Annotated in this window: 17 protein-coding genes; 8 read left to right on the top strand and 9 right to left on the bottom strand. The window is 48.0% G+C overall.

The genetic code is table 11. The features are described 5' to 3' along the window. The first annotated feature begins 194 nt into the window (after positions 1-194). The gene (locus NC980_RS08045; RefSeq protein ID WP_190378390.1) at positions 195-3773 is read left to right on the top strand and encodes a HEAT repeat domain-containing protein; all 3579 of its coding nucleotides are present in this window, start codon (positions 195-197) and stop codon (positions 3771-3773) included. A 1-nt stretch (position 3774) separates the two neighbouring features. Here NC980_RS08045 and NC980_RS08040 read toward each other — a convergent pair whose 3' ends face one another. Both NC980_RS08040 and rppA read right to left on the bottom strand, forming a co-directional pair. Continuing rightward, positions 3775-4674 carry a hypothetical protein gene (locus NC980_RS08040; RefSeq protein WP_199298651.1) on the bottom strand — a complete coding sequence of 300 codons (900 nt, stop codon included), beginning with the start codon at positions 4672-4674 and terminating at the stop codon, positions 3775-3777. Positions 4675-4754: 80 nt separating this feature from the next. Next, positions 4755-5435, bottom strand: coding sequence for a two-component system response regulator RppA (gene rppA / locus NC980_RS08035; protein WP_190378388.1), 681 nt, complete (start codon positions 5433-5435; stop codon positions 4755-4757). Positions 5436-5513: 78 nt separating this feature from the next. Here rppA and hisG point away from each other — a divergent pair, with 78 nt between their 5' ends. After that, a complete protein-coding gene (hisG, locus tag NC980_RS08030; RefSeq protein ID WP_190378387.1) occupies positions 5514-6161 on the top strand; it encodes an ATP phosphoribosyltransferase in 648 nt (215 codons plus the stop codon). Next, positions 6158-7957, top strand: coding sequence for an ABC transporter ATP-binding protein (locus tag NC980_RS08025; RefSeq protein WP_190378386.1), 1800 nt, complete (start codon positions 6158-6160; stop codon positions 7955-7957). The genes hisG and NC980_RS08025 overlap by 4 nt, the downstream gene beginning before the upstream one ends. Before the next feature lie 336 nt (positions 7958-8293). On the opposite strand, the gene recF is transcribed toward NC980_RS08025, so the two are convergent. Then, entirely contained in the window at positions 8294-9421 is a 1128-nt protein-coding gene (recF, locus tag NC980_RS08020) for a DNA replication/repair protein RecF (protein ID WP_190378448.1), read from the bottom strand. A 122-nt stretch (positions 9422-9543) separates the two neighbouring features. Then, positions 9544-12390: a cation-translocating P-type ATPase gene (locus NC980_RS08015; protein ID WP_190378385.1), complete on the bottom strand. Its 2847-nt coding sequence runs from the start codon at positions 12388-12390 to the stop codon at positions 9544-9546. Between the two features lie 205 nt (positions 12391-12595). Here NC980_RS08015 and NC980_RS08010 point away from each other — a divergent pair, with 205 nt between their 5' ends. Both NC980_RS08010 and NC980_RS08005 read left to right on the top strand, forming a co-directional pair. Then, a complete protein-coding gene (locus NC980_RS08010) occupies positions 12596-13696 on the top strand; it encodes an ATP-binding protein (protein ID WP_190378384.1) in 1101 nt (366 codons plus the stop codon). Between the two features lie 95 nt (positions 13697-13791). Continuing rightward, complete coding sequence (locus NC980_RS08005; protein ID WP_190378383.1) at positions 13792-14031, top strand: helix-turn-helix transcriptional regulator; 240 nt, start codon at positions 13792-13794, stop codon at positions 14029-14031. Positions 14032-14054: 23 nt separating this feature from the next. Here NC980_RS08005 and NC980_RS08000 read toward each other — a convergent pair whose 3' ends face one another. After that, complete coding sequence (locus tag NC980_RS08000) at positions 14055-15146, bottom strand: Gfo/Idh/MocA family oxidoreductase (protein ID WP_190378382.1); 1092 nt, start codon at positions 15144-15146, stop codon at positions 14055-14057. A 133-nt stretch (positions 15147-15279) separates the two neighbouring features. On the opposite strand from NC980_RS08000, the gene NC980_RS07995 reads away from it, so the two are divergent. Next, a complete protein-coding gene (locus NC980_RS07995) occupies positions 15280-15840 on the top strand; it encodes a DUF4230 domain-containing protein (protein ID WP_190378381.1) in 561 nt (186 codons plus the stop codon). Between the two features lie 34 nt (positions 15841-15874). Then, positions 15875-16774: a transposase family protein gene (locus NC980_RS07990; protein WP_190378380.1), complete on the top strand. Its 900-nt coding sequence runs from the start codon at positions 15875-15877 to the stop codon at positions 16772-16774. A 280-nt stretch (positions 16775-17054) separates the two neighbouring features. Here NC980_RS07990 and NC980_RS07985 read toward each other — a convergent pair whose 3' ends face one another. The 4 genes from NC980_RS07985 to NC980_RS07970 form a co-directional block, all read right to left on the bottom strand. Beyond that, on the bottom strand, positions 17055-17921 hold the full coding sequence (locus tag NC980_RS07985; protein ID WP_190378379.1) for a hypothetical protein: 867 nt from the start codon (positions 17919-17921) through the stop codon (positions 17055-17057). A gap of 236 nt (positions 17922-18157) precedes the next feature. Then, positions 18158-18289: a hypothetical protein gene (locus tag NC980_RS07980; RefSeq protein WP_277881514.1), complete on the bottom strand. Its 132-nt coding sequence runs from the start codon at positions 18287-18289 to the stop codon at positions 18158-18160. 18 nt (positions 18290-18307) lie between these two features. Further along, positions 18308-19558: a glycosyltransferase gene (locus NC980_RS07975; RefSeq protein WP_190378378.1), complete on the bottom strand. Its 1251-nt coding sequence runs from the start codon at positions 19556-19558 to the stop codon at positions 18308-18310. 391 nt (positions 19559-19949) lie between these two features. Next, complete coding sequence (locus tag NC980_RS07970; RefSeq protein WP_242027103.1) at positions 19950-21113, bottom strand: polysaccharide biosynthesis/export family protein; 1164 nt, start codon at positions 21111-21113, stop codon at positions 19950-19952. Between the two features lie 235 nt (positions 21114-21348). Here NC980_RS07970 and NC980_RS07965 point away from each other — a divergent pair, with 235 nt between their 5' ends. Then, positions 21349-23622 (top strand): polysaccharide biosynthesis tyrosine autokinase, encoded by a 2274-nt coding sequence (locus NC980_RS07965; protein ID WP_190378377.1) that lies wholly within the window; start codon positions 21349-21351, stop codon positions 23620-23622. Positions 23623-23651 lie beyond the last annotated feature (29 nt).

Below are 23651 nucleotides of genomic sequence, written 5' to 3'. Positions count from 1 at the left end.
GATCTGGCTTGCTGAGGGACGATTTACAAGTTTTCCGTGAATTCCACAAAGAAATAGAATTCGCACGTCGTCGAATTCTATTGGCACAGTGAAGTTATGTATATTCCGCAGCGCCAATCGAGTTCGACGCAGCGCCAATCGAATTTGACGTAGGGAAAATCGAATTCGCGTGACAGAATTATGTATATCCCGCAATGCCAATCGAATTTTTCCTGCGTCGAATTCGATTAGCGCTTTTGCTCTTTTATCTCACGATCGATCACTCTCTAAATCCCCTCTCGCCCTTAATTCAACGATCGATGTCTTCTCAGTTTCAGCCCTATCTTGAGTCGATCCGTGCCACTTATGAAAAGTGGTGGCAGCTTTACACGCTAACGGATGCTGCGGGAAAAGAACGGCAGGCAAAACAAGCAGCGCTGACATTTGATTTTGGGCTGATGGTTCAAACGGTGAAGAAAGAGGAGCGGCGTGAGGAGGAAAAGATCGAGCGATTTTCGGTACTCGAAGGGATTCGGAAGTATGCAGAGCAGCACGTTTTGTTAGTCGGGCGACCGGGTTCGGGGAAGTCTACAGCACTGGCGCGGTTGATGCTGGAAGAAGCAACGATCGCATCGTCAAGACTTCCGGTGTTGGTCGAGTTGCGGTATTGGCAGGGATCGATCGAGCAATTGATCCGCGATTCGTTTACTCGACATGAAATGCCTGCTGAATTGTTTGAGGAGGCGTTAGGTCGATCGCTGCTCTTGTTTGACGGTGTAAATGAATTGCCATCGGAGGAAGCGCGATCGCAGTTATCCGCCTTTCGCCGTAATCATCCCAAACTGCCGATGATTTTCACGACACGCGATTTAAGCCTTGGCGGAGATTTGGGAACTGAGAAGAAATTAGAAATGCAACCGCTCACCGAGGCGCAAATGCAGACGTTTATTCGAGCGTATGTGCCAGAGCAAGCGGAGCAAATGCTGCGGCAGTTGAAAAACCGATTGCGGGAGTTTGGACAAACGCCGTTGCTGTTGTGGATGCTGTGCGAGGTGATTCAACAAAGCCCAGATTCGACATTACCCAGAAATTTAGGCGAGATCTTTAGGGCGTTTACAGAAGCGTATGAGCGAAGTAGCGTCCGTAAGCATGAGGTCGCAGCTCTTAAAGGAGACGTGAAGCCGTTGAGCGATCGGAGATTGTGGAAAAAAGCTTTGAAAGCTTTGGCTTTTCTAATGATGAAAGGAGAAACGCCTGTTGATTTTCGAGCGGTCATTGATCGAGATGAAGCAGAAGAAGAGTTAAACCGAATCTTTCCAAGCGAGCCATTTCCAATTCGCGACCTTCTGGATGACTTGCTCAAATATCATCTGCTACGCAAGCAAAGCTCAGATCAAATTGAATTTCAGCATCAGATGATTCAGGAATATTATGCAGCGGAGGCACTACGGGAGCAGTTGCCCAAGTTAGAGAATGAGCAACTAAAGCAGGAGTATTTAAATTTTCTGAAGTGGACGGAGCCTATAGCATTAATGCTAGCCCTGATAAACAATGAAGCAACAGCGCTACGAGTGGTACAGTTAGCCACCAAAGAAGTTGATTTAATACTAGGGGCAAGACTGGCAGGAGAAGGGAAATTAGCATTTCAGAATACAACTGTAGATGTTCTTAAACAATTGGAATTAGCTCAGCCAATTAAGCTTACTCTTTTGCATAAAACATTTTCAGAAAGCCTAGTTCCAAGTTTGCTGAAAGACTTAAATGATGAAAGTGACTGGAAGCGGGTACACGCAGCATACGAGTTGGGCGAAATTAGCAGCGATGCTGCAATTGATGGCTTAATTCAAGCACTTGGAGATAAGAATCCTGAGGTACGTTTTTACTCTACTTATGCACTTATCAAAATTGGTAGCGAGAATGTAGTTAATAGCTTGACGCAAGCTATTAACAGCAAAAACTGCTACGTGCGTGAGAATTCTGCTAAAGCACTAGGGGAGATCGGCATTTCAAAGGCACAAGAATCCCTAATTAAATCTCTAAGCGATAAAGAAGCTAATGTGCGTAGTGCGGCTGCTTATGCGTTAGGAAGAATTGGTTGCGAACTTGCTGTTAAGGATTTAATTCAAGCTTTGACAGATAAAAGTTCTCATGTACGTAGTAGTGCTGCTTTAGCCTTAAGTAGAATAGGCTCTCAAAGCGCTAATTGTGCAAGATTTGCCCTTATTCACACTTTATCTGATGAAGAATCTGAAGTCGTATATTACGCCGCTCAAGCTCTCGCAGAAATTCAGTGTGAAGAAGCGATCGCAGCTCTCGTTCAAGCTTTTCGTGACGATAATTACTCGATTAATCAGGCAATTGCTGAGGCTCTTAGAAAGATTGATAGTAAAGCTTCTAGAATGGTTCTTATTCAATGCTTGGAAAGTAACAGTGCATCCGTGAGAAGGGCAACTGTACAAGCATTAGGCAAGAAAGAAATTAAATATGCATTAAATTCTATAATTCAGGTTTTCGAGAATGATACTGACTCTTACGTTTTAGCAAGCGCGGCTTCTGCATTAGGTGAAGATAGTAGCGATATAGCAGTTAATACTTTGATTCGAGGCGCAGAAAGGGAGTCTTGGGAAGTGCGTCGCCATACAGCTCATGCATTAAGTTCTGTTTCAACAGATAGAGCCGTTGCTGTACTTCTTCAACTTATAAACGATGAGAATGCTGAGGTTCGCTGGATATCAGCCCTGTCTTTAGGAGAAATTAGGAATGAAGTAGCAATTCCTGCACTTACTGAAGCTTTAATGGATCAAAGTGCAGATGTTCGCAAATGTGCTGCTGAGGCATTAGGCAAAATTGGCAGTAAATCGGGAACCTCCGCTCTGCTTAAAGCTCAGGCTGATCAATCATCAGAAGTTCGGATTTGTGTGATTGAAGCACTGAAATCAATTAATGATACTGCTGCAATTCCCTGCTTAATATCACTCTTAGATGATGAAGATATGTCAGTTCGTCGAAATGCCGCTTCTGCTTTAAGTCATTTTGGGAGTGATGCAGGAGTTGAAACTTTAATACAGGATTTACTAGAAATTTCTGCCTTGTACACTAGTTTAGACGAACAAGCAGATTTAGGAGCACTACCTGATGAATACGAGAGTTCGAGAATTGCCATCGCTTTGGGACAAATTGCTAGCCCTGAGATAATAAAACGAATTTACGAATGTGCTCTAACGGCTGAAATACCTGAAGCTTTCAACGCAATTGAGATGATTCAGTCTAGATGCAAATTCTACAATTATAAAGTTTTTCAATCCTTTCTCAAAGCACAGAAAGCCGATCGACAAACTCCCCAAAACAACGAGTCGAACGCTATAACAGTACAAACCATAGAGAGGTTAACGATCATGACCGACAAAGCCCCGATTTTCAATCAGCAAAATGCAACGATCGGAGTGAATTACGCTGCTGAAGGCAGCAAACAAGAATTTACGCAGCACAATCATGCTTCAGAATCTAGCACAGAAGCCGAACAACAGCTTGCCGACCTCCTTACACAACTCCGGGCGAAGTATCCTAGCAAAACTGATGCAGAAATCCTCAATATTTTAATCAACGGCTTCGCCACGATGCCCCAAAACAATCCGCAAAACTGGCAACGTTGGCAAGACATCTTCAGCGTCATCTTTGCAGGCGGAATCGAAGCCACTAAAATTCTCGTCCCTGTTGCTGGCATCCCGATCGAAGTTCTCAAACGCCTCTACGAAGTCTACGATCGCAATCGCACACAACTTCCAGGAACCTAAGTCATCTGAGATACTGTTCAAAGTCAAAGAACTCTAGTAACTCTTTCAACGAAGTCCGATCGCTCGTCGGTGTCGTCGCCTCTACTTCTTGAATCGTTTCCGCCGTTAGATACTGAAACACCTCTCGACGCAGCTTATCGATCGCATCCTTCGGAAACGCTTCGATCTCCTGCTCAAACCTTGCCAATCGGCTTTTTGCCAAATTCACCTGAAATCTGCAGCGTCTTAACAAGCGTTGTCGAATGTTCTCTGCAAGTGCTGGATCAGTCGCTTCAAGATCAACGATCGCACCGGATTGCAACAATGGCACCACATCTAAGTTTTCTTCCAAAAACAATAGGCTGCCTTCCCGGTTGTACATTGCAATTCCATCAATTCCTAATGCTCCCAAATCTGCAAGAGCAAGAATCCGAGCGACGATCGGCAAGTCGGGTTGATTGAGAGCAGGCTGATAGATAGATTGTTCTCTCACATCAAAATTACAAATTGTTGCATTGATCGCAGATCGAATGATGAATCGATCGCCTTCAATCGAAACCGTCGAACAGTGCAAATCAAGATAGTCAAACAGTCGCTCAAGGGTTGCAGCCTCACTCATACCCATCGATCGATATCTCGCCATATGAGGATGTAACTGCACTTCAAACACTTGCACCATGTCGTGAGCAATCACACAAAGATCAAGCAAGCGTTCAATTTGATCAATCGCATCTGCGCCCAAATCAGATCGAATGGCTTCATAAATCAACTGCGCTCGACGTTGCACCTGAGCAATATGATCGCGGGTGTGATAGTACAGTTGATGAGCTTCAATCTGTCGATCGAACTCTTGTAGCGATGATGCTTTAACCTTGTTAATACAATCGATAAAAGTCGGTGAAGATAAATCGGATTGCGGCACGTCGGGACTCGTCGAACAACGATTGGAGAGCACTTCATTGTAGTAGATGGCTCTAGAAATGAGTATCTTCCTAATGGAGTTTAAGCGCTTCCAAATCGATAACCCTTGCCATAAACAGTCGTAATCAACGGCGTTTCGCCTTTCGCTTCTATCTTGCGACGGAGTAGTCGAATCTGCGCGACTAAAGCATTACTGGTCGGTTTCTCGCTCTCGCTCCAGAGATACTGTGAAATTTGCTCATGCGTCAGAAGCTGATTCGGTTGCCGCATCAAATAGGCAAGCAGTTGACTCTCTTTTTCGGAAAGCTCGATCGCTCGTCCATTGCGATATGCCACTTGATTTTGGACATCTAACTCCAAGCCATCGACCCGCAATCGAGGGATAGCAGCAGGCTCGATCGTCGTCGGTCGGCGCAACAACGCCCGCACCCGCGCCAAGAGTTCTCGCAATTCAAACGGCTTGACGATGTAGTCATCTGCCCCGGCATCGAGTCCCTGAACGCGATCGTCGATCGTATCTTTTGCCGTGAGAAACAGCACCGGGGTTGCGTCCCTGAGCGATCGAAGATGCCGACAAATTTCTAAGCCAGAGTGCCCCGGCAGCATCCAATCCAAAATCAACAAATCATACTGATTTGCCGACGCAAGCTGTAAGCCACGATCACCATCCTGCGCGACATCCACCTCATACCCTTCACGGGTCAACGAACGGCTTAGTGGTTCAGCCATTTCAATTTCATCATCGACCAGCAGAATTTTCATGCCCCAAGACTTAAAGGAAAAAGAATCGATCCGGATCTAAGATATAGATTCTGACATTTCTCTTAAAGAGTTTGATGTATGTTGACGGTTGCATTGCCGAAAGGCGGATTATTAAAAGACAGTATTCGGTTATTAAACGCGATCGGGCTAGATTTTAGCGCGTTTCTCGAACCTGGCAATCGACAACTGCAAATTACAGACCCAACCGGAACCGCGAAAGCCTTATTAGTGCGGAACGCAGATGTTCCGGTGTATGTCGAATATGGGCAAGCACAGCTTGGAATCGTGGGTTATGACGTGCTACGAGAAAAAACGCCGAATGTAGCGCATCTGGTGGATTTAGGGTTTGGGCAGTGCCGGATGTCGGTTGCAGTGAAGGCTTCGAGTCATTATCGATCGTCGTTAGAATTGCCGCTGCATGGTCGTGTGGCTTCTAAGTTTGTTCACTGCGCCCGTGAGTATTTTGAGAACTTAGATTTGCCGGTCGAAATCGTGCCGCTTTACGGATCAGTCGAGTTAGGCCCAATTACGGGAATGTCAGAAGCGATCGTCGATCTAGTCGCCACTGGAAACACTCTGCGAGAAAACGGACTGATCGAAATCGATGTGTTGTTTCACAGTACAGCGCGGCTGATTGCTCATCCGTTAAGCTATCGACTGGATACGGACAACGTGAGTCACGTTATTGATCAAATTCGGAATCAACTTACTGCCGCGATCGTATGATTTCTTCTCGCCGCCCCCAACAAACTGACTGGCGTTTATTTCTCAGCCTTGCGCCTTACGCCCGTCGGAATGCGCGATTTTTGCTGCTGTCGCTGGTGTTTCTGGTTCCGTCAGCGATCGCCAGCACCGTACAGCCGATTCTGATTGGTAAAGCTGTTTCTCTGTTGAAGCGTGAACCTTCTGCCTTCGATTTTCCCTTTAGTTTTTTGCGCGACTTCTCTCTGGAAACTGGATTAAATGCCTTAGCGCTTCTATTGCTTGCAACCGTCTTACTTCGATTGGTGTGCGATGCGGCTCAGGGATTCTTAGTTCAGAATGTTGGTCAGCGAATTACTGCGAATATTCGGAGTGATTTGTTTACTCATGTGACTTCGTTGGCGGTGCGATTCTTCGATCGCACTCCAGTCGGGAAGTTAATCACCCGCCTCACCAGTGATGTTGAAGCTTTGGGAGAAGTCTTTTCAACAGGTGCGATCGGGGTTGTCGGCGATCTGGCAACGATGCTGTTTATCGCAGGCGCAATGTTCCTGATTCAGTGGCAACTGGCGTTACTGTTGATTTCTATGCTGATTCCGGTGACGGGATTGATTGTGTATTTTCAGCAGCAGTACCGCAAAGCGAACTATCGAGCGCGTGAGGAACTGTCAGAACTCAACTCAATGCTGCAAGAGAACATTACCGGAATTGGGGTTGTGCAGCTATTTCGACGAGAGCAATTTAACAGTGAACTATATCGCACTGTGAATAAGCGCTATATCAAAGAAGTCGATCGCACGATCTTTCACGATTCTGCGGTTTCTGCCACCTTGGAATGGGTTTCGCTTGTTGCGATCGCAGGTGTTCTCGGCGTGGGCGGTTGGCTCGTCACCGGTGGAAATCTCAACTTTGGGGTGCTTTCAACCTTTATTCTGTATGCTCAACGGTTGTTTGATCCGTTGCGTCAGTTTGCCGAAAAATTCACCGCAATTCAAGCCGGATTTACCGCAGTTGAGCGCGTCAGTGAGATTTTGACGGAACCGATCGAGATTCGCGATCGGGCAGACGGACATATTCCTCCTTCTAAAAACGAAGGTGAAATCCGCTTTGAAAACGTCTCGTTCGCCTACAAGTCGGATGAATATGTGCTGCAAAACCTCGATTTCACGATTCGTCCGGGTGAGCAAGTTGCGTTAGTCGGGCCTACCGGAGCCGGAAAAAGCTCGATTATTCGCTTACTCAGTCGGTTGTATGACCCCACTAGAGGCAGAATTTTACTGGATGGAGTAGATATTCGCGATTTGCCTCAAGCAGAACTGCGGCGACGAATGGCGATTATTTTGCAAGATGGCTTTCTGTTTGCAGGCGATGTGAAGAGCAACATCACGCTAGGAGAATCCTACAGCTTTGAGCAAGTTCGATCGGCGGCTGAGCAAACCAATGTCGATCGCTTGATCGAACAATTGCCCCAAGGCTACGACACCATGCTGCGTGAGCGCGGCACGAATCTCTCTGGCGGGCAAAAACAGCTACTTGCATTTGCTCGCGCAGCGATCCGCGATCCGAGAATTCTCGTTTTGGACGAAGCGACCGCCAGCTTAGATGTCGGAACCGAAGCCCTGATCCAAGAAGCGTTAGAACGATTGCTAGTGAATCGAACTGCGATCATTATTGCTCACCGACTTTCGACGATTCGGAATGTCGATCGCATCTTGGTATTAAAACGCGGTCAGCTTGTCGAATCGGGAACGCACGACGAGCTTTTAGATTTGGGTGGACTCTACGCCAGCTTATATCACTTGCAGATGTTGGAGAGTTAATAGATACCTGAGTTCGGCGGATTTTTCGCTTCGTTGATGTCCAGTCGTGCCCCCTAAATCCCCCATTTTGGGAGACTTTGAGAATCCAATCTCCTTCTTCTTTGGCTTGAAGACCCCCACGAGTGGGGGATTTAGGGGGCTTGCAAGATCTGTAGCGATTAAAGATCAATTTGGTATGAGATTCATACAATCAGTTCGTTTCCTGACAACTCAAACGCAGTGATACCGAATTAAACATAGAATGCGACAGATCATACTCAAAGTCCCCCATTCTGGGGGATTTAGGGGGCGAGAATCTGTCGCATCACAAATCAATCTGGTATGAGAAAACCCAACTCACGTTTGATAAAGTTGTCCCGCCTTCACCTCTAAAATCTGTGCTGAATCTATCCACTGAGCATCAAACGATCCTAGATGTGTTGTGGTGATCAAGGTCTGAAACCGATCCTGAATCGCTTCTAACAATTGATTTTGTCGGTTTAAATCCAATTCCGCCAACACATCATCTAACAATAAAAGCGGCGGCTCTCCGATCACATCTTCAATCAATTTAAGCTCTGCTAACTTCAACGCTAAAACTAAAGTCCGTTGTTGACCCTGTGAACCATACTGACGAGCAGGCGTTTGATTAATCAAAAACTCCACCTCATCCCGGTGCGCTCCCACTAACGTCGTTCCTTGATGTTGTTCTGCGATCGCTCTTGCCTGAATCTTCTCTAAAAATGCCTGCTGCAACGCTTCCGGCGTATCCGTCTCAGCAGTAACATTCGGCGCATAGTGAATCTCTAACTTTTCCGTACTGCCACTAATTGCTTGATGCCACTGTTCCGCAAACGGCGCTAATCGACCTAACACTCTCGCACGCCGTCGAATTACTCTTGATCCGGCGATCGCTAACTGAGCATCCCACAGCGCTAAATCCGGTGATGAAACGGCTCTGCCTTCACTTTCCTCTTTTAATCGCGCTCTGAGTAAAGCATTTCGCTGCCGCAGCACTTGGTTATATTGTTGCAGCACATACGCATAAATCGGCTCAAGTTGAACTAAGAGCGCATCAATCCAATGTCTACGCTGCTCCGGCCCTCCCCGTACTAAGTCCAGATCTAAGCTGGAAAACTGCACCATGTTTAACGTGCCGAGAAAATCGAGTTGTCGCCGCATTGATACCCCATTTTGCGCGACCGATCGCCGCCCACTTTCGCGCAGCGTCATGCTTAGCTCAATTTCTCCAATTTCGCGCTTTAAGTTTCCGGTGATTTGAGACAGCGTTTCACCGTCGTAAATCAAATCACGATCGCGGGAAGTCCGATGCGATTTCAGCGAAGACAATAGCTCCACCGCTTCCAGCAAATTCGACTTTCCCTGAGCATTGTTGCCGAGCAGAATCGTTTTTGCAGCCGTAAAATCAATGTGCTGGTCGTGATAGTTACGAAAATTGCGAAGATGCAGGGAGCGCAGATACATATAAGCGACAGAACTGAGCATTCGGAATTCGGATAATCCCCGAATTCTTCCCAAGTGTATCAAATCAAGCATAAAAGCCGCTCTCAGATTGAGGGCGGCTTAAGGCTGATGAGGAATTGGACTTAGCGCTTCTGGCTGAAATAGAACCGGAAGAATAACTTCTCTAGTTCAATCCACACAAACATCAATGCGCTCACACCCACACAGACCATCAATTCGTTGAACGGTAGATAGTGTGTGCCGAAGAAGGCGCGTAAAGGCGCAACATACACTAACAACAATTGCAGAATCGAAGTCAAAATCACCGCACCCCAAACATAGAGATTGGTAAACGGATTCAGTTCGATCGTTAATCGATTGTTGGAGCGAATTGCGATCGCGTGTCCCATCTGTGCGAGACATAGAGTCGTAAACACAATCGTTTTCCAGCGATCGGCATCCAAGTTGCCGCCGAAGTTTGTCGTCGTGTAATTGTACGCCCAGACCATCGTTGAAATCGCGAGAATCGCTAACACAATCCCGATCCGAATCATGTACGTCCCCAAGCCGCGCGCAAAAATGCTTTCTCCCGGATTGTTCGGCGGACGGTTCATCACGTTCGGTTCTGCCGGTTCAACCGCCAGCGCCAACGCAGGTAACCCATCGGTTACAAGGTTCATCCACAGAATTTGTAGCGGTGTGAGCGGGACGCTTCCGGTGGCAGCGACGGCTGGAATTAACACCACTGAAGCGGCAATCGTAATCACTTCCCCAATGTTCGATCCCAGAATGTACTTGATAAAGCGGCGAATGTTGGTATAAACTACGCGCCCTTCTTCGGTCGCAGCGACGATCGTCGCAAAGTTATCATCCAGCAGCACCATATCCGAAGCTTCTTTACTCACATCGGTTCCGGTAATTCCCATTGCGATCCCGATGTCTGCTTGCTTCAGTGCAGGGGCATCATTTACTCCGTCTCCGGTCATTGCGGCAATTTGTCCCCGACGCTGGAGCGCTTTTACAATCCGCAGCTTGTGTTCCGGTGCAACCCGCGCATACACACTGACGCGATCGACGTTCTGTTCGAGTTCTTGGTCGCTCATCACTTCAAGTTCGCGCCCAATTAGCACTTCATCTCCGGGTTTGGAAATGCCCAAATCCTGTGCGATCGCGCTGGCGGTCAGTTGGTGATCTCCAGTAATCATTACCGGACGAATGCCTGCGGTGCGGCATCGCTTCACCGCTTCGCGCACTTCAGGACGCGGCGCATCAAGCATATCCACCAAGCCTAACCAGACTAATCCTTGCTCTGAAGCTTCGTCAGCAGTTTCTGGCGGCACTTCTTTCAGAGGCTTGTAAGCGAATCCCAAGACCCGCAGACCGTTTCCAGCAAGTTCATTGTTGCGCTGAAGAATCTGAGCGCGCTGAGCTTGAGTAATTGGCTCGACGCGATCGCCAATCTGAATCTGATGACAGCGCTCTAGAACAATTTCTGGCGATCCTTTCGTGAACATCAAGAAAGGTGTAGAGAGAAAGTCTGTTTCCGATTGCAGTAAGCCTGCGGCATCCTTGACGATCACACTCATGCGTTTGCGATCGGACGAAAACGGAAACTCTGAAACCCGCGGAAGTTTGCTGCTCCACTGATCGCGCTCTAATCCTGCTTTCGCCGCAGCCGTTAACAACGCTCCCTCAGTTGGATCACCAATAATAATCCACTGTCCGCCTTCTTGTTGCAGAATCGAATCGTTACACAAGGTACAAGCGAGAAGCAAGGCTCTCAATTCTGGCTGATCTGCGGGAATAACTCTCGATCCATCGATCAGAAATTCACCGTCGGGTGCATAGCCTTCACCTGTAATCTTTGGGCTGGAGCTAATTGTATGCAGCGATTGCACCACCATTTTGTTCTGGGTCAAAGTCCCGGTTTTATCAGAACAAATCGTCGTCACAGACCCCAACGTTTCTACCGCAGGCAGCTTCCGAATCAACGCTTGTCGACGCACCATGCGCTGAGTTCCGATCGCCAACGTTACTGTAATGACCGCAGGCAAGCCTTCAGGCACGACTGCCACCGCCATACTGAGCGAGGTTTGCAGCAAGTTTTGCAGTTTGCTGAAATCGCGAGTAATGATCAAGCCACCGATCACGACGATCGCCACCAGTACCAGTGCCCCTGTCACTAGCGCTTTACTCAACTGATCCATCCGCTTCTGCAACGGAGTCGGCTCCGATTCCACACCCTGAATTTGTGCAGCAATTTTTCCGAGTTCCGTTCGCATTCCGGTTCCGGTCACTACCACCGTGCCGCGACCGTTGACTACTTCAGTGCCTTGATAGATCATGTTGATGCGATCGGCAGGCATCGCATCCTCTCTGACCGTAATCTTGGCGTTTTTGTTGACGGCTTCGGCTTCTCCGGTGAGTGCTGCTTCTCGGATTTGCAGGTTTGCCGCTTCGAGAATCCGCCCATCTGCCGCCACCTGAACCCCTGCTTCCACCAGCATCACATCACCCGGCACCAGATACTTGGAATCGACCTCGGTGACTCGTCCTCCCCGCAGGATGCGTACCCTCGGCGACGAAAGTTGCTTAAGTGCCGCTAACGCTTTTTCAGCGCGGCTCTCCTGAACATACCCTAATGCACCATTTAGCACGACGATCGCCAGAATCGCGATCGTATCCTTAAAAGGCACTTCACCAGGCTTGAGATTGTTCTGCGTTAGTGCGATCAGATCGAGAATTCCAGAGACGAGAGCGACACCAATCAGCATCAGCAACATGACGTTCTTGAACTGATCGATCAAGATTTCCCACGGACTACGACCGCCAGATTCCTCTAGCTCGTTGGTTCCGTATTGATCCAGGCGGAGTGCCGCCTCTTGTTCACTTAAACCCGACTGAACATCGCTTTTCAGGGTTGAGAGCGATTGGGTGGTATCTAAGGTATGCCAAGCTGTGGTTGGCGACGGAAGTGAATGACCAGACATAAGAGACTCAGAAGTTATGGGATAACTGCCGTGTGGCACTTTAACATAGTGCCCAACAGACAAAGCATAGCACTAGCAATTAGTATTTTTTCCAAATTCGTTATAAAATCTAGACAATATCGTTTCAGGATACCGGTGTGAAGCGTCTGAAGGTACAGATTGAGCAGGTTATAGGTTGAGCAGTGCAGATTTGCGACTTTAAATAATGGTGAGCCATCCGTTTCTTCCCCCTCAGTTAATCGGGCGAGATCAAGAACTCGATCAAGTCAGTCAAATTTTGCTCAGCGATCGCGATCTGCTCTTAGCAGGTGTGCCCGGAATTGGTCGGCGTACTCTGATTCGAGCGGCGGCTCGTGATTGTGGCGCAAAAGTGCTAGAAATCGACTGTCTCCGCGCTACAAATTATTGCCGATTCTTGCAGTTACTCGCAGATGCGATCGTCACGACGTTTGAATCTCCCGAAGAACTGACCTTTATCGATCGCTGGAGTAAAGATCATCCGTTCATTTTGCGATCGACAGGCGGCAGATCCCAGATCATCTGGCATTCGTCACCGGGTAAGGAATGGGCTTTGTTTGAGGCGCTTTTGAGGCTGCCACAAGCTCTAGCGGAATGGTTTAACAGTCGGGTGGTGATTGTATTTCTGAACTTTCCGCATCTGAGGTCATTCGATCGGTCGAATAAATGGGAGCAGTATTTACGTCAGGAAGTCCGGCGGCAGAGTCGGGTGAGCTATGCGCTGATCGCAACTGTGGCAGAGCGTTGGACAGAGACGAAAGAATTGCCAGTCGTGTCGCTCAGTCCGGTATCGAATAAAACAATGCAAAATTGGATTGCTCAAGCGATGCTAACTGAGCGGTTAGAGCTTGAACCAGAGAGCTTAGTGCTGTTTCTCAATTATGTGCAGGGGCATTTTGGCGATGCGATTACGCTGGCGCGGCGGATTTGGCTGGAGTATGGCAAACGTGAAGCGGTTCGCAAGAATTTTGAGCCAGTCACCGTGATTCAGCCGCATCATGTCGATCGCAGCGCGATCGGGCTGATTCAAGATCTTTCGGTGACGTTTGAATCGCTGATTTTGCTGTTGCCGTATAGCCAAGTTCGGGTGCTAGAAAGCTTGGCGCTTGATCCGACAGATAGCCCTCATGCCCGCGAGTATATTCAGAAGCACAATCTGTCGCGGGGGGGCGGGCTGCAAGGAGCGCTAGCAAGCTTAGAGCAGAAGGGTTTGGTGTACGGAGCCGAGTTGGGCTATCGGATTGCCTTGCCGCTATTGGGCGCGTGGCTGAGACATCGACTCACCTAAAAAATATTTCGACTACCATAGGTGCGATTCAATTTATTTGCACAGAGGTTAAAAACCGATATAGTCAAAGCATCTACTGTTATACAGAGCAGACTATGTCAAGAGCAGGGAGCGCATTAAGGCAGGTGCTTGAATCCCACAGCATCACGCAATATCAACTGTCGGCGATGATGGGGGTGAATCGATCGAACTTCAGTCGCTGGCTCCGGGGTGAGCGCGATCCATTAGCTGAAGTTGTAGTCGAAATTTATAAGGCGTTAAAGTCAGTGAATCCGAAGGCGGCATCAGAGTTCATTCGCTTGTATTTAGAGGTCGCACCTGATGAAGAGGTTTAACCTCTTTACCATTTTTAACCTCTTTACCATTGCGGTACGTTCACCCAAGTTCCAGTCTCGTTTGATTCGTGCGCGCGATCCATCAGGAGTTGTGAATATACGCCTTCTTTTAAGGAAGGTGAAAGGGACTCTTGGCGATCGATCCCTAACACCCATTGATCAACGACGCGGATAAACGGCGCGATGCGTCCATCTGCAAACACTTGCTTAAACGCAAAGTGTGGCGGAATTTCGAGTTCTGCGAGTTCTTGTCCTATAGGTGCGCCCCAGAGCTTGAATCCGTGAACGTAGTCTTTCTGATTGTCGCTGCCAAGAATGAGAGTGCCGCGATCTCCATACACCTCAATCCAATGGCCCCGTCCTTGAGCGGTAACGGAACTGATACAGATTTGGCACGGAGTTCCATCTATCAGTTCTAGCGTGACATTACAAGTGTCATCGGAATCGACGGGTTTGAGTTCGCCTGTGGCGGGATCAAAACGGCTCGAAATGGCGGTACTGAGACTGGCAGTTAAGCGATCGACTTCACCAAATAGCCACGCGATGTAATCAAACGTATGAGAGCCGAGTGCGCCCAAGGCACCGCCGCCTTGATCTTTGCAGGCGTACCAATTCCAGGGGCGAGAGGCATCAGCGCGACTAGAAACGAGCCAATCGATTTTAATTAAGCGTTTTTGTCCGACGTAATTTTGCTCAAGCAGATCCGCAAAATGCTGCCAAGCGGGAACGAAACGGAACTCAAAATTCATGCTGGTGACAACGCGATTTGAGCGCGATCGACGGTATAAGTCTTTTGCTTGAATCACGTTTAATGCGGTGGGTTTTTCTAGCAGCAAATGTTTCCCGGCATCGATCGCCATTTTTGCCATATCGAAATGCAAAAATGGCGGCGTTGAGATGCTGACAGCATCAAGGTTTGGCAGTGCCAGAACTTCCTCGATCATTGAGCAAGCGTGAGGAATTTGATGAGACTGTGCGATCGCTTGTGCTTTTTGTGCGTCTCGATGATAGACCGCAACCACTTCAGTCCGTGGATGTGCTTGAAGTCCAGGAATGTGAACTTTCTGCCCAAATCCCGTTCCAACAACTGCTACACCAATCTTAGAGCCTGTCATTTTAATTTTATTGAAGTTCGATCGCGTCTTGCTCAGTCTACTGCAAAATGGAATCGATCTCGGCGTACTTAACAACGGGCAAACTTATTCTCAGCTAGAATCACCACTAGCACTGGAGTTTAGGAGCAGGGTTATGCAGTTTTGGGACGCGTTGCTGAGTCAAAGTGTGGAAACGGTGATCAATCCGATCGTTGAGAAATTTAAGTGGCTGATTGTGAGCGCGATCGTGCTTCTGATACTCGGTCTATTTGGCTTACAGTTCCTACCGCATTTCGCAACCACGGTTGAGGTGAGAAATCTTATCTTCTCAGGACTGCAAAACGCGGATCAATTAACCTCAGCCACAATGACAGCTAAGGCGACCATCCGCGTCGAAGAACCTACTGACGTGTTTGGCTTACAAGTTGGACAAACAAACCTGGTTTACGAAGGCGTATCCCAAGTGCAAGCAGGGATTGATCTTAAACAGTTGCAAGTAAAATCCGTGAGTCCGAGCAAAGTTCACCTGGTTCTGCCTGCACCTTACATCCGAGACATCGGGTTAAACGTGGGACATTCGACCATTCTGGCAAACTATAGTGAATGGTTTGCCCCAAAAGCCTCTGCTGAACTGGAAGAAGAAGCGCAACTCAAAGCGATCGCTGCGATTCGCCAAGAGGTCTATAAAAGCAACATTAGAGCTGTTGGGAAATAGGGGATACTAGGAGCAGCAAGATGAATTCAAACGAATGCTAGACCTTGAACGAGCGCTGAACCAAGATCGCCTACTTCGAGCATTGACTGGACTGAATCGCAAAGCTTTTGATGCCTTGCTACCCAATTTTGAGCAAGCGTATGAGGCAAGTCGAATTGCTGCAAAGCCTGTGCGGAAACGGGCAGGGGGAGATGGACGTAAAGCGAGACTAAGCAGCATTGAAGCCAAGCTGTTCTACATTCTGTTCTACTTCAAATGCTATCCCACGTTTGATTTAGCTGGCATTTTGTTTGACCTTGACCGTTCGCAGACGCATGAATGGATGCACGAATTACAACCGGTTCTCGAAGCAGCTTTGGGGACTGAGATGGTACTGCCTGAACGCAAACTCCGCAGTCTTGAAGCCTTCATGGAAGTGTTTCCAGGCGTTGAGCGCGTGATGATTGATGGAACCGAGCGTCCGGTTCAACGACCAAAAGATACTGAACAACAAACCCTGAACTATTCCGGGAAAAAGCGTCGCCATACCCGCAAACATCTGGCGGCGGTAGACCAAACCAAACGAGTGCTTGTATTGAGCAAAGCGCGTGAGGGAAAGCTGCACGATAAGCGCTTTGAAACCGAGGAGGAGATCGCGTTTCACATTCCCGACGAAATTCCCATTGAAGTAGACTTGGGGTTTCAAGGCTTGCAATCCGAGTACACAAACATTCGCATTCCACATAAGAAACCCAGAGGAGGCGAGTTAACCAACGAACAAAAGCAAGAAAATCGCAGTTTGAGCCAGTCGCGGGTCGTCTGCGAGAATGCGTTCGCAGGCATCAAGCGCTATCGGGCGGTCAGCGCGATTTACCGCAATCACATTCAGGATTTTGATGACCATTTGATGCTCACTGCTGCTGGATTGTGGAACTTCTACTTGAAAGCAGCTTAATCTCAGAAACAAAGAGCAGATTTCTGCTACAAGATCAAGTTATTCCCCAACAACTCTAATATTACAAGACGGCAGCAAATAACAGTGCCAAACAATTGCTCACTGAAATTCTACGAAAATTGAACTATCAAACCATTGTGATTGAGACCCAGGTTCCCTAGGATGGAGCCTGTGCAAAGTGACGCTAACTTAATCTCATGCTTTGTTTAGTTCATCTCTTAGCACAGATGCCAAGGGATCTTTACTGGGAAAGCTCGGCTTCATTGTTCGTCGATCATTTCTAATCGTTCAGATGTTCAGTTTTTTTGACGATCGCTTTCCGCAATCGAGAAAGACCAAACACAGCAAAGCCAAATAGCGGATTGAATGCAAATGGCACAGGCGTAATACCTGAGTCAGTAATCGCAACCTGGTTTAGCCGAAACTGTCCACCCGCAGCAGTGGTATTGTCTCCAATAAAGATTGTATTGGCGGTTTTGTAAGGATTTGGAATACCACCCGCATCAGGCTCTGTTGTGTAATCGCGCAATCGACCCGCTAGGAGCGGCGTGGTATAGTTGCCGTTTGTATAGAGATAATAAGTGTTGCCCAGAATTGACAAATCATATTGATTGACAGTCGTTCTAGTGTCGAAGGCTGCTCCTTCTGCTTGAGTGAATCGGGGTGGTTCGGTTGCACCATCTTCTTGCGCCCAAACTCGATCGATAAAAAAACCAAGCTCGATCGCCTTGGTGGTATCAGTGCTGACGATAAGAATGCTCAATCCTGCACGATCATCTTTACCATCTCCATTCTTATCGGCTGGATTGCTGCTAGCTGAGAAATTTCGAGACTCTTGTAGCAGTTGCAGATCAAATCGAAGGTTATATCCTGCATTTGAGTCTAGCGATATGTCAGTCCGACCATATCCAGATTCGATATTGTTGTTTGTCATACTGCTAAACGTCGTTCCGCTTGCGTCAGAGGTCTGAGTAGATGACGCAGTTTGGGGAAAAACAAATGGATTTCTGGCAACATATAGCCAGCCTTGACTATTGGGGGGCGTACCGCTAGCACCGTTGTAAAGGACTGTAGTGAGCGCAAAAGCACTTTCCGAGCCGAGAAGCAAAAAGGCGCTAGTGAGGGTCGTTGTAAGTAGTTTTTTCATCAAGTCTGACCATGATTGTCATGAAGTGCTGATCGTAGCTTTCCCCATCGAAAGGGATTCGTACCGTAAATTCAACGAGTCGTTAGCCTTGTGTTTGCATCGGAGCTTTAAGCAAAAGATCTTGGCTGGAAATTTCACGTCGTTGTCTCAATTGTTGTGCTGGATGGCACAGAAAAATTGCACGATCGACACAACCCTTAGAAAGTCGATCGCGCCTGCCTGCTGAAGCTCACTCATCAATCGCCCCGAAAACACAGCGCGAATTCATGCTGCATTTGTGGCATCAGTGTTTGAGTCTTGGCTAATGTCACTAAATAGGTCTCAATACCTCCAAATAAATTTCCAGCATACAAATGCAGAATTTTCATCACCTATTCTCTCTTCATCTAAACCAAAATTGGCTGTACCACTTCTTGATGAATTACCCGCTGATAGATTCGTAAACTTTCTTGCGCCATCAACACTTGGTCAAACTGCTGCGATCGTGCTTGAGCCGCGATCGCAAACTTACCACGCAGATGTGGCTCTCGCAGCAATCGATTCGCAGCATTCGCCAGTGCGGCCGGATCATTCACTGGCACGGTTAATCCCTCAACTTCATGACGGCTCACCCAGGTGACTCCACTATCTGGAATTGCTGCATTGATCACAGGACAAGCACTCGCCATTGCTTCCACTTGCACCAAGCCAAATGCTTCGCTCCGAGCATTCGACGGAAACCATAAAGCGGTCGCACCACGATAAGCTCCAATCAGTTCATCCTGGCTGACATGCCGCTGAAACACCACACGATCGCTTACGTCACAGTCGATCGCATGTTGCCGCAGAGACTCAGCAAGCTCTCCTTTGCCCACAATGATCAAAGTTCCGGGAACTTTTTGCAAGGCTGAAATTGCAATGTGCAGCGCTTTATAGTAAACCAATCGTCCTACACAAAGCCAAATTGGGCCTGGATATGTAGCTCTAAGCTTTCTCTCATACGCGATCGCAGTCGCACTTGGTTGCCGATAGACCGACAAATCAACTCCTAGGGGCAACACTTCAACGCGCCCCTGGTACGGACGCAAAAAAGTTGACCCTGCTAAATAGCTCGGATTCGTGACCAGAACTCGCGCTGCACGTTCATATACATAGTTTAATAAGGGATTTACAACATGCTTAAGGACTTGCTGCTTCACAATATCACTGTGATGCGTCACCACGAGCGGCACGGAAGAATTTGCTAGTGCCCAATGCAATGCCATTGCAGGATTGGGCGCGTGTAAATGAGCAATATCATAGGAAAAATCCTTTCTGCTGAAGTGCTGAGAAAAGGCAGTAAACAAATCAAACCGCGCTACTGTTCCCAATCGCCCCAATCGAATCACGCGAACATTGCGATCGACTTCTTCGATGGTAGTCGTTCGACTCGTTTCTTGACCTGTTTGATCACACGCATTTACACAGACAACATCAACTTTTGCGCCTAATGCAGCTTGTGAAGTTGCCAATGCTCTAACATGAGTTTCGATTCCTCCAGGCTGGGGTGGATAGTATTTTGATAAGTGACAAATCCGAAGTGGAGCACTTGGATCACGTTCTACAGCGCGAATAGAATGGGACGATACAAGGTGATCTGAGGTTGGCAAGTAAGACATGGCAAGAATAGCAGTGTCACAATGTAGGCAACAGGCAAATTGCAAAAAATAGAGCAATGCAACACAGAAGCAGCAAAGCGGCGGCTGTAGAGACAATGCAGCTTGGTAAATGCTTGAACTCCGCTGATTGGATTGTACTGAGTGTATTTTCTTTTGAGGCTACGTGAATGTGCGGTTATTTCAACTGCTTGCTCAAAAACCGCTCGAAATTCTAGTCATTTCTCACAATGTGCTGATCAAGCTAAAACACTGTGCTATTAATTCAGCGTCTGAACTGAGTAGAAGCATTGAGAACTGGGCAGGCATATTGCAAAGCAACGATCGCACAAACGATCACGTAAAAAACCCCGATCTTTTAAGTCGGAGTTTTTTAGCTCAGTAGAACCCGCTATTAGTTCCCTAATAAAAGCCGTAATAGTCCAAATGCTCCCGTAATCGGGCTAACAACTGCACCTAACAAATCAGACACCTTCGCGGTCGCACTGCGATTGACCACAATGACATCATTTTGACGAATCGCCGGATTAGAAGCCTCGTCTAATCCTCTTGTCACATCAAACTTGAACTCTCGCCGATCGACTTTCCCGTCCGGCATCAATCGAACTAGCTCGACCTTTGCTCGATTTCCTCGCCCTGGATTAATTCCTCCGGCAGCTAAAACAGCTTGCATGAGTGTAGAATTCGGACGCACTGCCACCCCTCCAGGTCGCATTACCTCACCAACAACATTCACCTGAATCTGCTCTGGTGAGAAATTGCTCATAGCTATACTGCTCACCTCGATTGGATCAAGTTTAGTTGCAGTTGGAACAAAAATCGTATCGCCGTCTTTTAGCGGTACATCCTGCGCCAGTTCACCCGCTTGCAAATACTTCCACAAATTGATCTTGATTGTTTCTTGTGAACCATCGACTTGAGGACGACGGACTTCGATCTCCCGAATGTTTGCCATCTGAGCAATTCCACCTGCGGTCTGAATCGCTTTAGAAACGGTGGGCCATTGGCTTCCCCCTTCAAAAGAACTCCGCTGCGCCAAACTGGACTGTGTGATTTCGCTACCGATCGTGCTCACGATATAAGACCCCGGACGATTCACAGCACCAATGATGCCAATCTTCAAAGGACGAGGTGCCAGTAAACTCACCGTAATCACCGGATTTTGCACAAATTTCTTGTAGCGCTCCTTCAGTTGTTCAGTTGCTTGAGCGATCGTTAATCCCTGTACCGAAACGCCACCAACCCATGGCAAATTCAACGCGCCATCCAGCAAAACCGTATATCGCGGCTCAAAGGTCAGCTCAGGGATATCAAACATCTCCACCCGCACCAGATCGCCTGCACCCAGCTTATAGCTGCTATCGACAGGTACGGCAACCGTTGCGGCAGTCGGCGCAGGCTGCACTCCAGGAGGAACAGGCGACGATTGCAACACAGGCAGCGGCATCGATCGAGCAGTCGGCATCGGAGACTGTGCCAATGCTGCGAACGGTTGGACTGCGGTTGCCGTGAGCGCAAGACAAACGCGGGACATCAAGCGATTGAGAGCTTCATTCATAATGCAGTCACATTAACGAAGTAAGAAAGGATCAGGGGAGGCTGACCTACAGTAAGGGATCGCACTGATTTCACACTCTGTAATATCCCCAGAATCTTGAATATTGCTCTGGTAGTAAATTCCGTACTCCTACGGACTCTGGAACGCAAAGAGCATGGAATACTGGGCGCAAGCTGATCACACTCGGTCAGCAAATCTTCGCGAGTAGCATCACGGATTACCCTTTCTAAGCCGCATGAGCATTAATCCTTTATCGAAGCTGTACCAATCCGATTCAAGCCAAGAACCAGGGAACGCCCTGCACTTCGTTAGCTTTAAAGGCACTGATAGTCGATCGGAACTCGATCTCAAGAAAATCTGGGACGTGGTGCGACGACGCAAAGTGTTTGTCGGCATGATCGCGCTGATTTTGTTTTCGGCAACGATGTCCTGGTCAGTCACCCGCAAGCCTGTCTACATGAGTATGTTTCGGCTGCTGATTGAGCCAACAAAACCCAATCCAGCCCAACAACTTGGGGTGCCGCTAGAGCAAAACGTAGGTATCAACTATACGACCTTAGCGAAAGTGCTGACGAGCGCAGAAGTCCTAGGGCCTGTGTTCACAGCGCTGCAAAAGGAACATCCGTCTCTTACGCGGGATCAGTTTTTAAAGAATCTTTCAGTGACCCGATTAAAAGAAACTGAAATTGTTGAAGTTAGCTATATCGATAACGATGCGAATCAGGGATTAGCGATCACTGAGAAGCTGTCTGAAACATATCTAAATTATGGTGAGCAACTGCGAAACCGCAATCTGCAGCAGGGAATTAAGTTTGTTGAGAAGCAACTGCCAACGCTCTACGATCGCGTGAATCAGATCCAAAGCAAGCTTGAAGGATTTCGGGAACAAAATAAGATAGTCAATCCTGAAGACCGCGCTCAGTATTTAATTGAAATGAGCGCCAAAATCGAATCCGACCAAAAGGCGACGCAGGCGAAATTAGCCGAGTCAAAAGCGCTCTATGGCACGTTGAGAAAGCAGGTGGGTAATAGTCCTGAAGTGGCGATCGCAGCCTCTGCACTCAGCGAGTCGAAAAACTTTCAAGCCTTGCGCGAACAACTTCAGCAGCTAGAGACGCAACTTTCGATGAACATCGAGCGTCTCACTCCCGACGCGCCGCCGGTGCAAGCCTTAATCAAGCGGCGGGACGGCGTTTTAGCACAACTGGAGCGAGAAGCAAAACGCACCCTGAGTAATACGGGTATTAAGCAAGCCTCTGGAAACCTCAGCGGAACCCTGATTGATCTCAATCGTCAGCTTGTGGCGGTGAGCAACGAGATTCAAGGCTTAGAAGCCAAAGATCGATCGCTTGTTGGCACTGCGCGGGAACTTCAATCTGCTCTAACTACGATTCCAGCCCTAGTGCGCCAAAATGTTGATTTACAGCGCGAACTGAAAGTGGCAAATGATAGTCTCGATCGCTTTCTTGCAAGTCGCGAGAGTTTGCAAATCGAAGCTGCTCAAAAAACTCAGCCATGGCAAGTGATTGCGTCTCCGGCTCAATATCCTGCTCCGATTTTCCCGACGATTCCTCAAAGTGCAGCCTTGGGATTCTTGGGCAGTATGTTTGTTGGTGTGCTTGCAGCATTGCTGGTCGATAAGCTTGATGATGTGCTGTACTCGGCAGATGACCTGAAGCAAGATGCAAAATTCCCTTTGCTCAGCGTGATTCCGTTCTACAAAAACTTAGGCGAACTCAGCTTACCTGCAATGACATCGCTGCGGAATCTGCCTGCATCGTCGATCGAAGCTTCAACTCACCCTGCTCAAACCTTCTCGATCGATCTGAGTGAAGATGCAGCCATCTTTCGCGAAGCGTTTCGTAGTTTGAACCTCAGCCTCTCGATGTCGAACTTGCAAAATCCCCTGCATTCGGTCGTGGTGGCATCAGCATTAGCAAGCGATGGTAAATCGACTGTCACCCTAAATATGGGGTTAGCAGCCGCAACAATGGGGCAGCGCGTTTTGATTGTAGATGCTGACCTGTATCGCTCCAAGCTTCACACCTACGCCAAAGTCTCAAACGAACAAGGATTAAGCCAATTCTTGACTTCCGATGCAACCGTGCATCACTTGATTCAACAATCGCCGATGGAGCAAAATCTCTTTGTTCTCACGGCTGGTAAGCCTCAAATGGATGCAAGCCGCTTGCTTTCTTCCGCCAAGATGAAACAGATGATGGAAGATCTCAAGGAGGATTACGACCTAATTATCTATGATGCTCCGCCGATTTTAGGATTCTCAGATAGCTTAATTCTGGCGGGTCAAGCGGATGGCAGCATCATTGTTGTAGGGCTTGGAAATACAGGACGTACTGCATTGATTGAATCGCTGCGAGGACTACAACTTTCTAGTAGTCCAGTTTTAGGCATCGTTGCAAACTGCCTCAAGCCTGGGACACACCTTGCACACAAATACCACGAGTACGTGCGGCGCAACTACAATTCCGAAACGGTAGGAACAGCTTGATTGTTGCGTTGTAAAGCATCAGGGCAACT

It is taken from the genome of Leptolyngbya sp. AS-A5 (assembly GCF_039962495.1).
Classification (GTDB): domain Bacteria; phylum Cyanobacteriota; class Cyanobacteriia; order Leptolyngbyales; family Leptolyngbyaceae; genus Leptolyngbya.
Note: the sequence above shows the minus strand (reverse complement) of the source record. Positions and strands in the feature narration are given on the sequence as shown.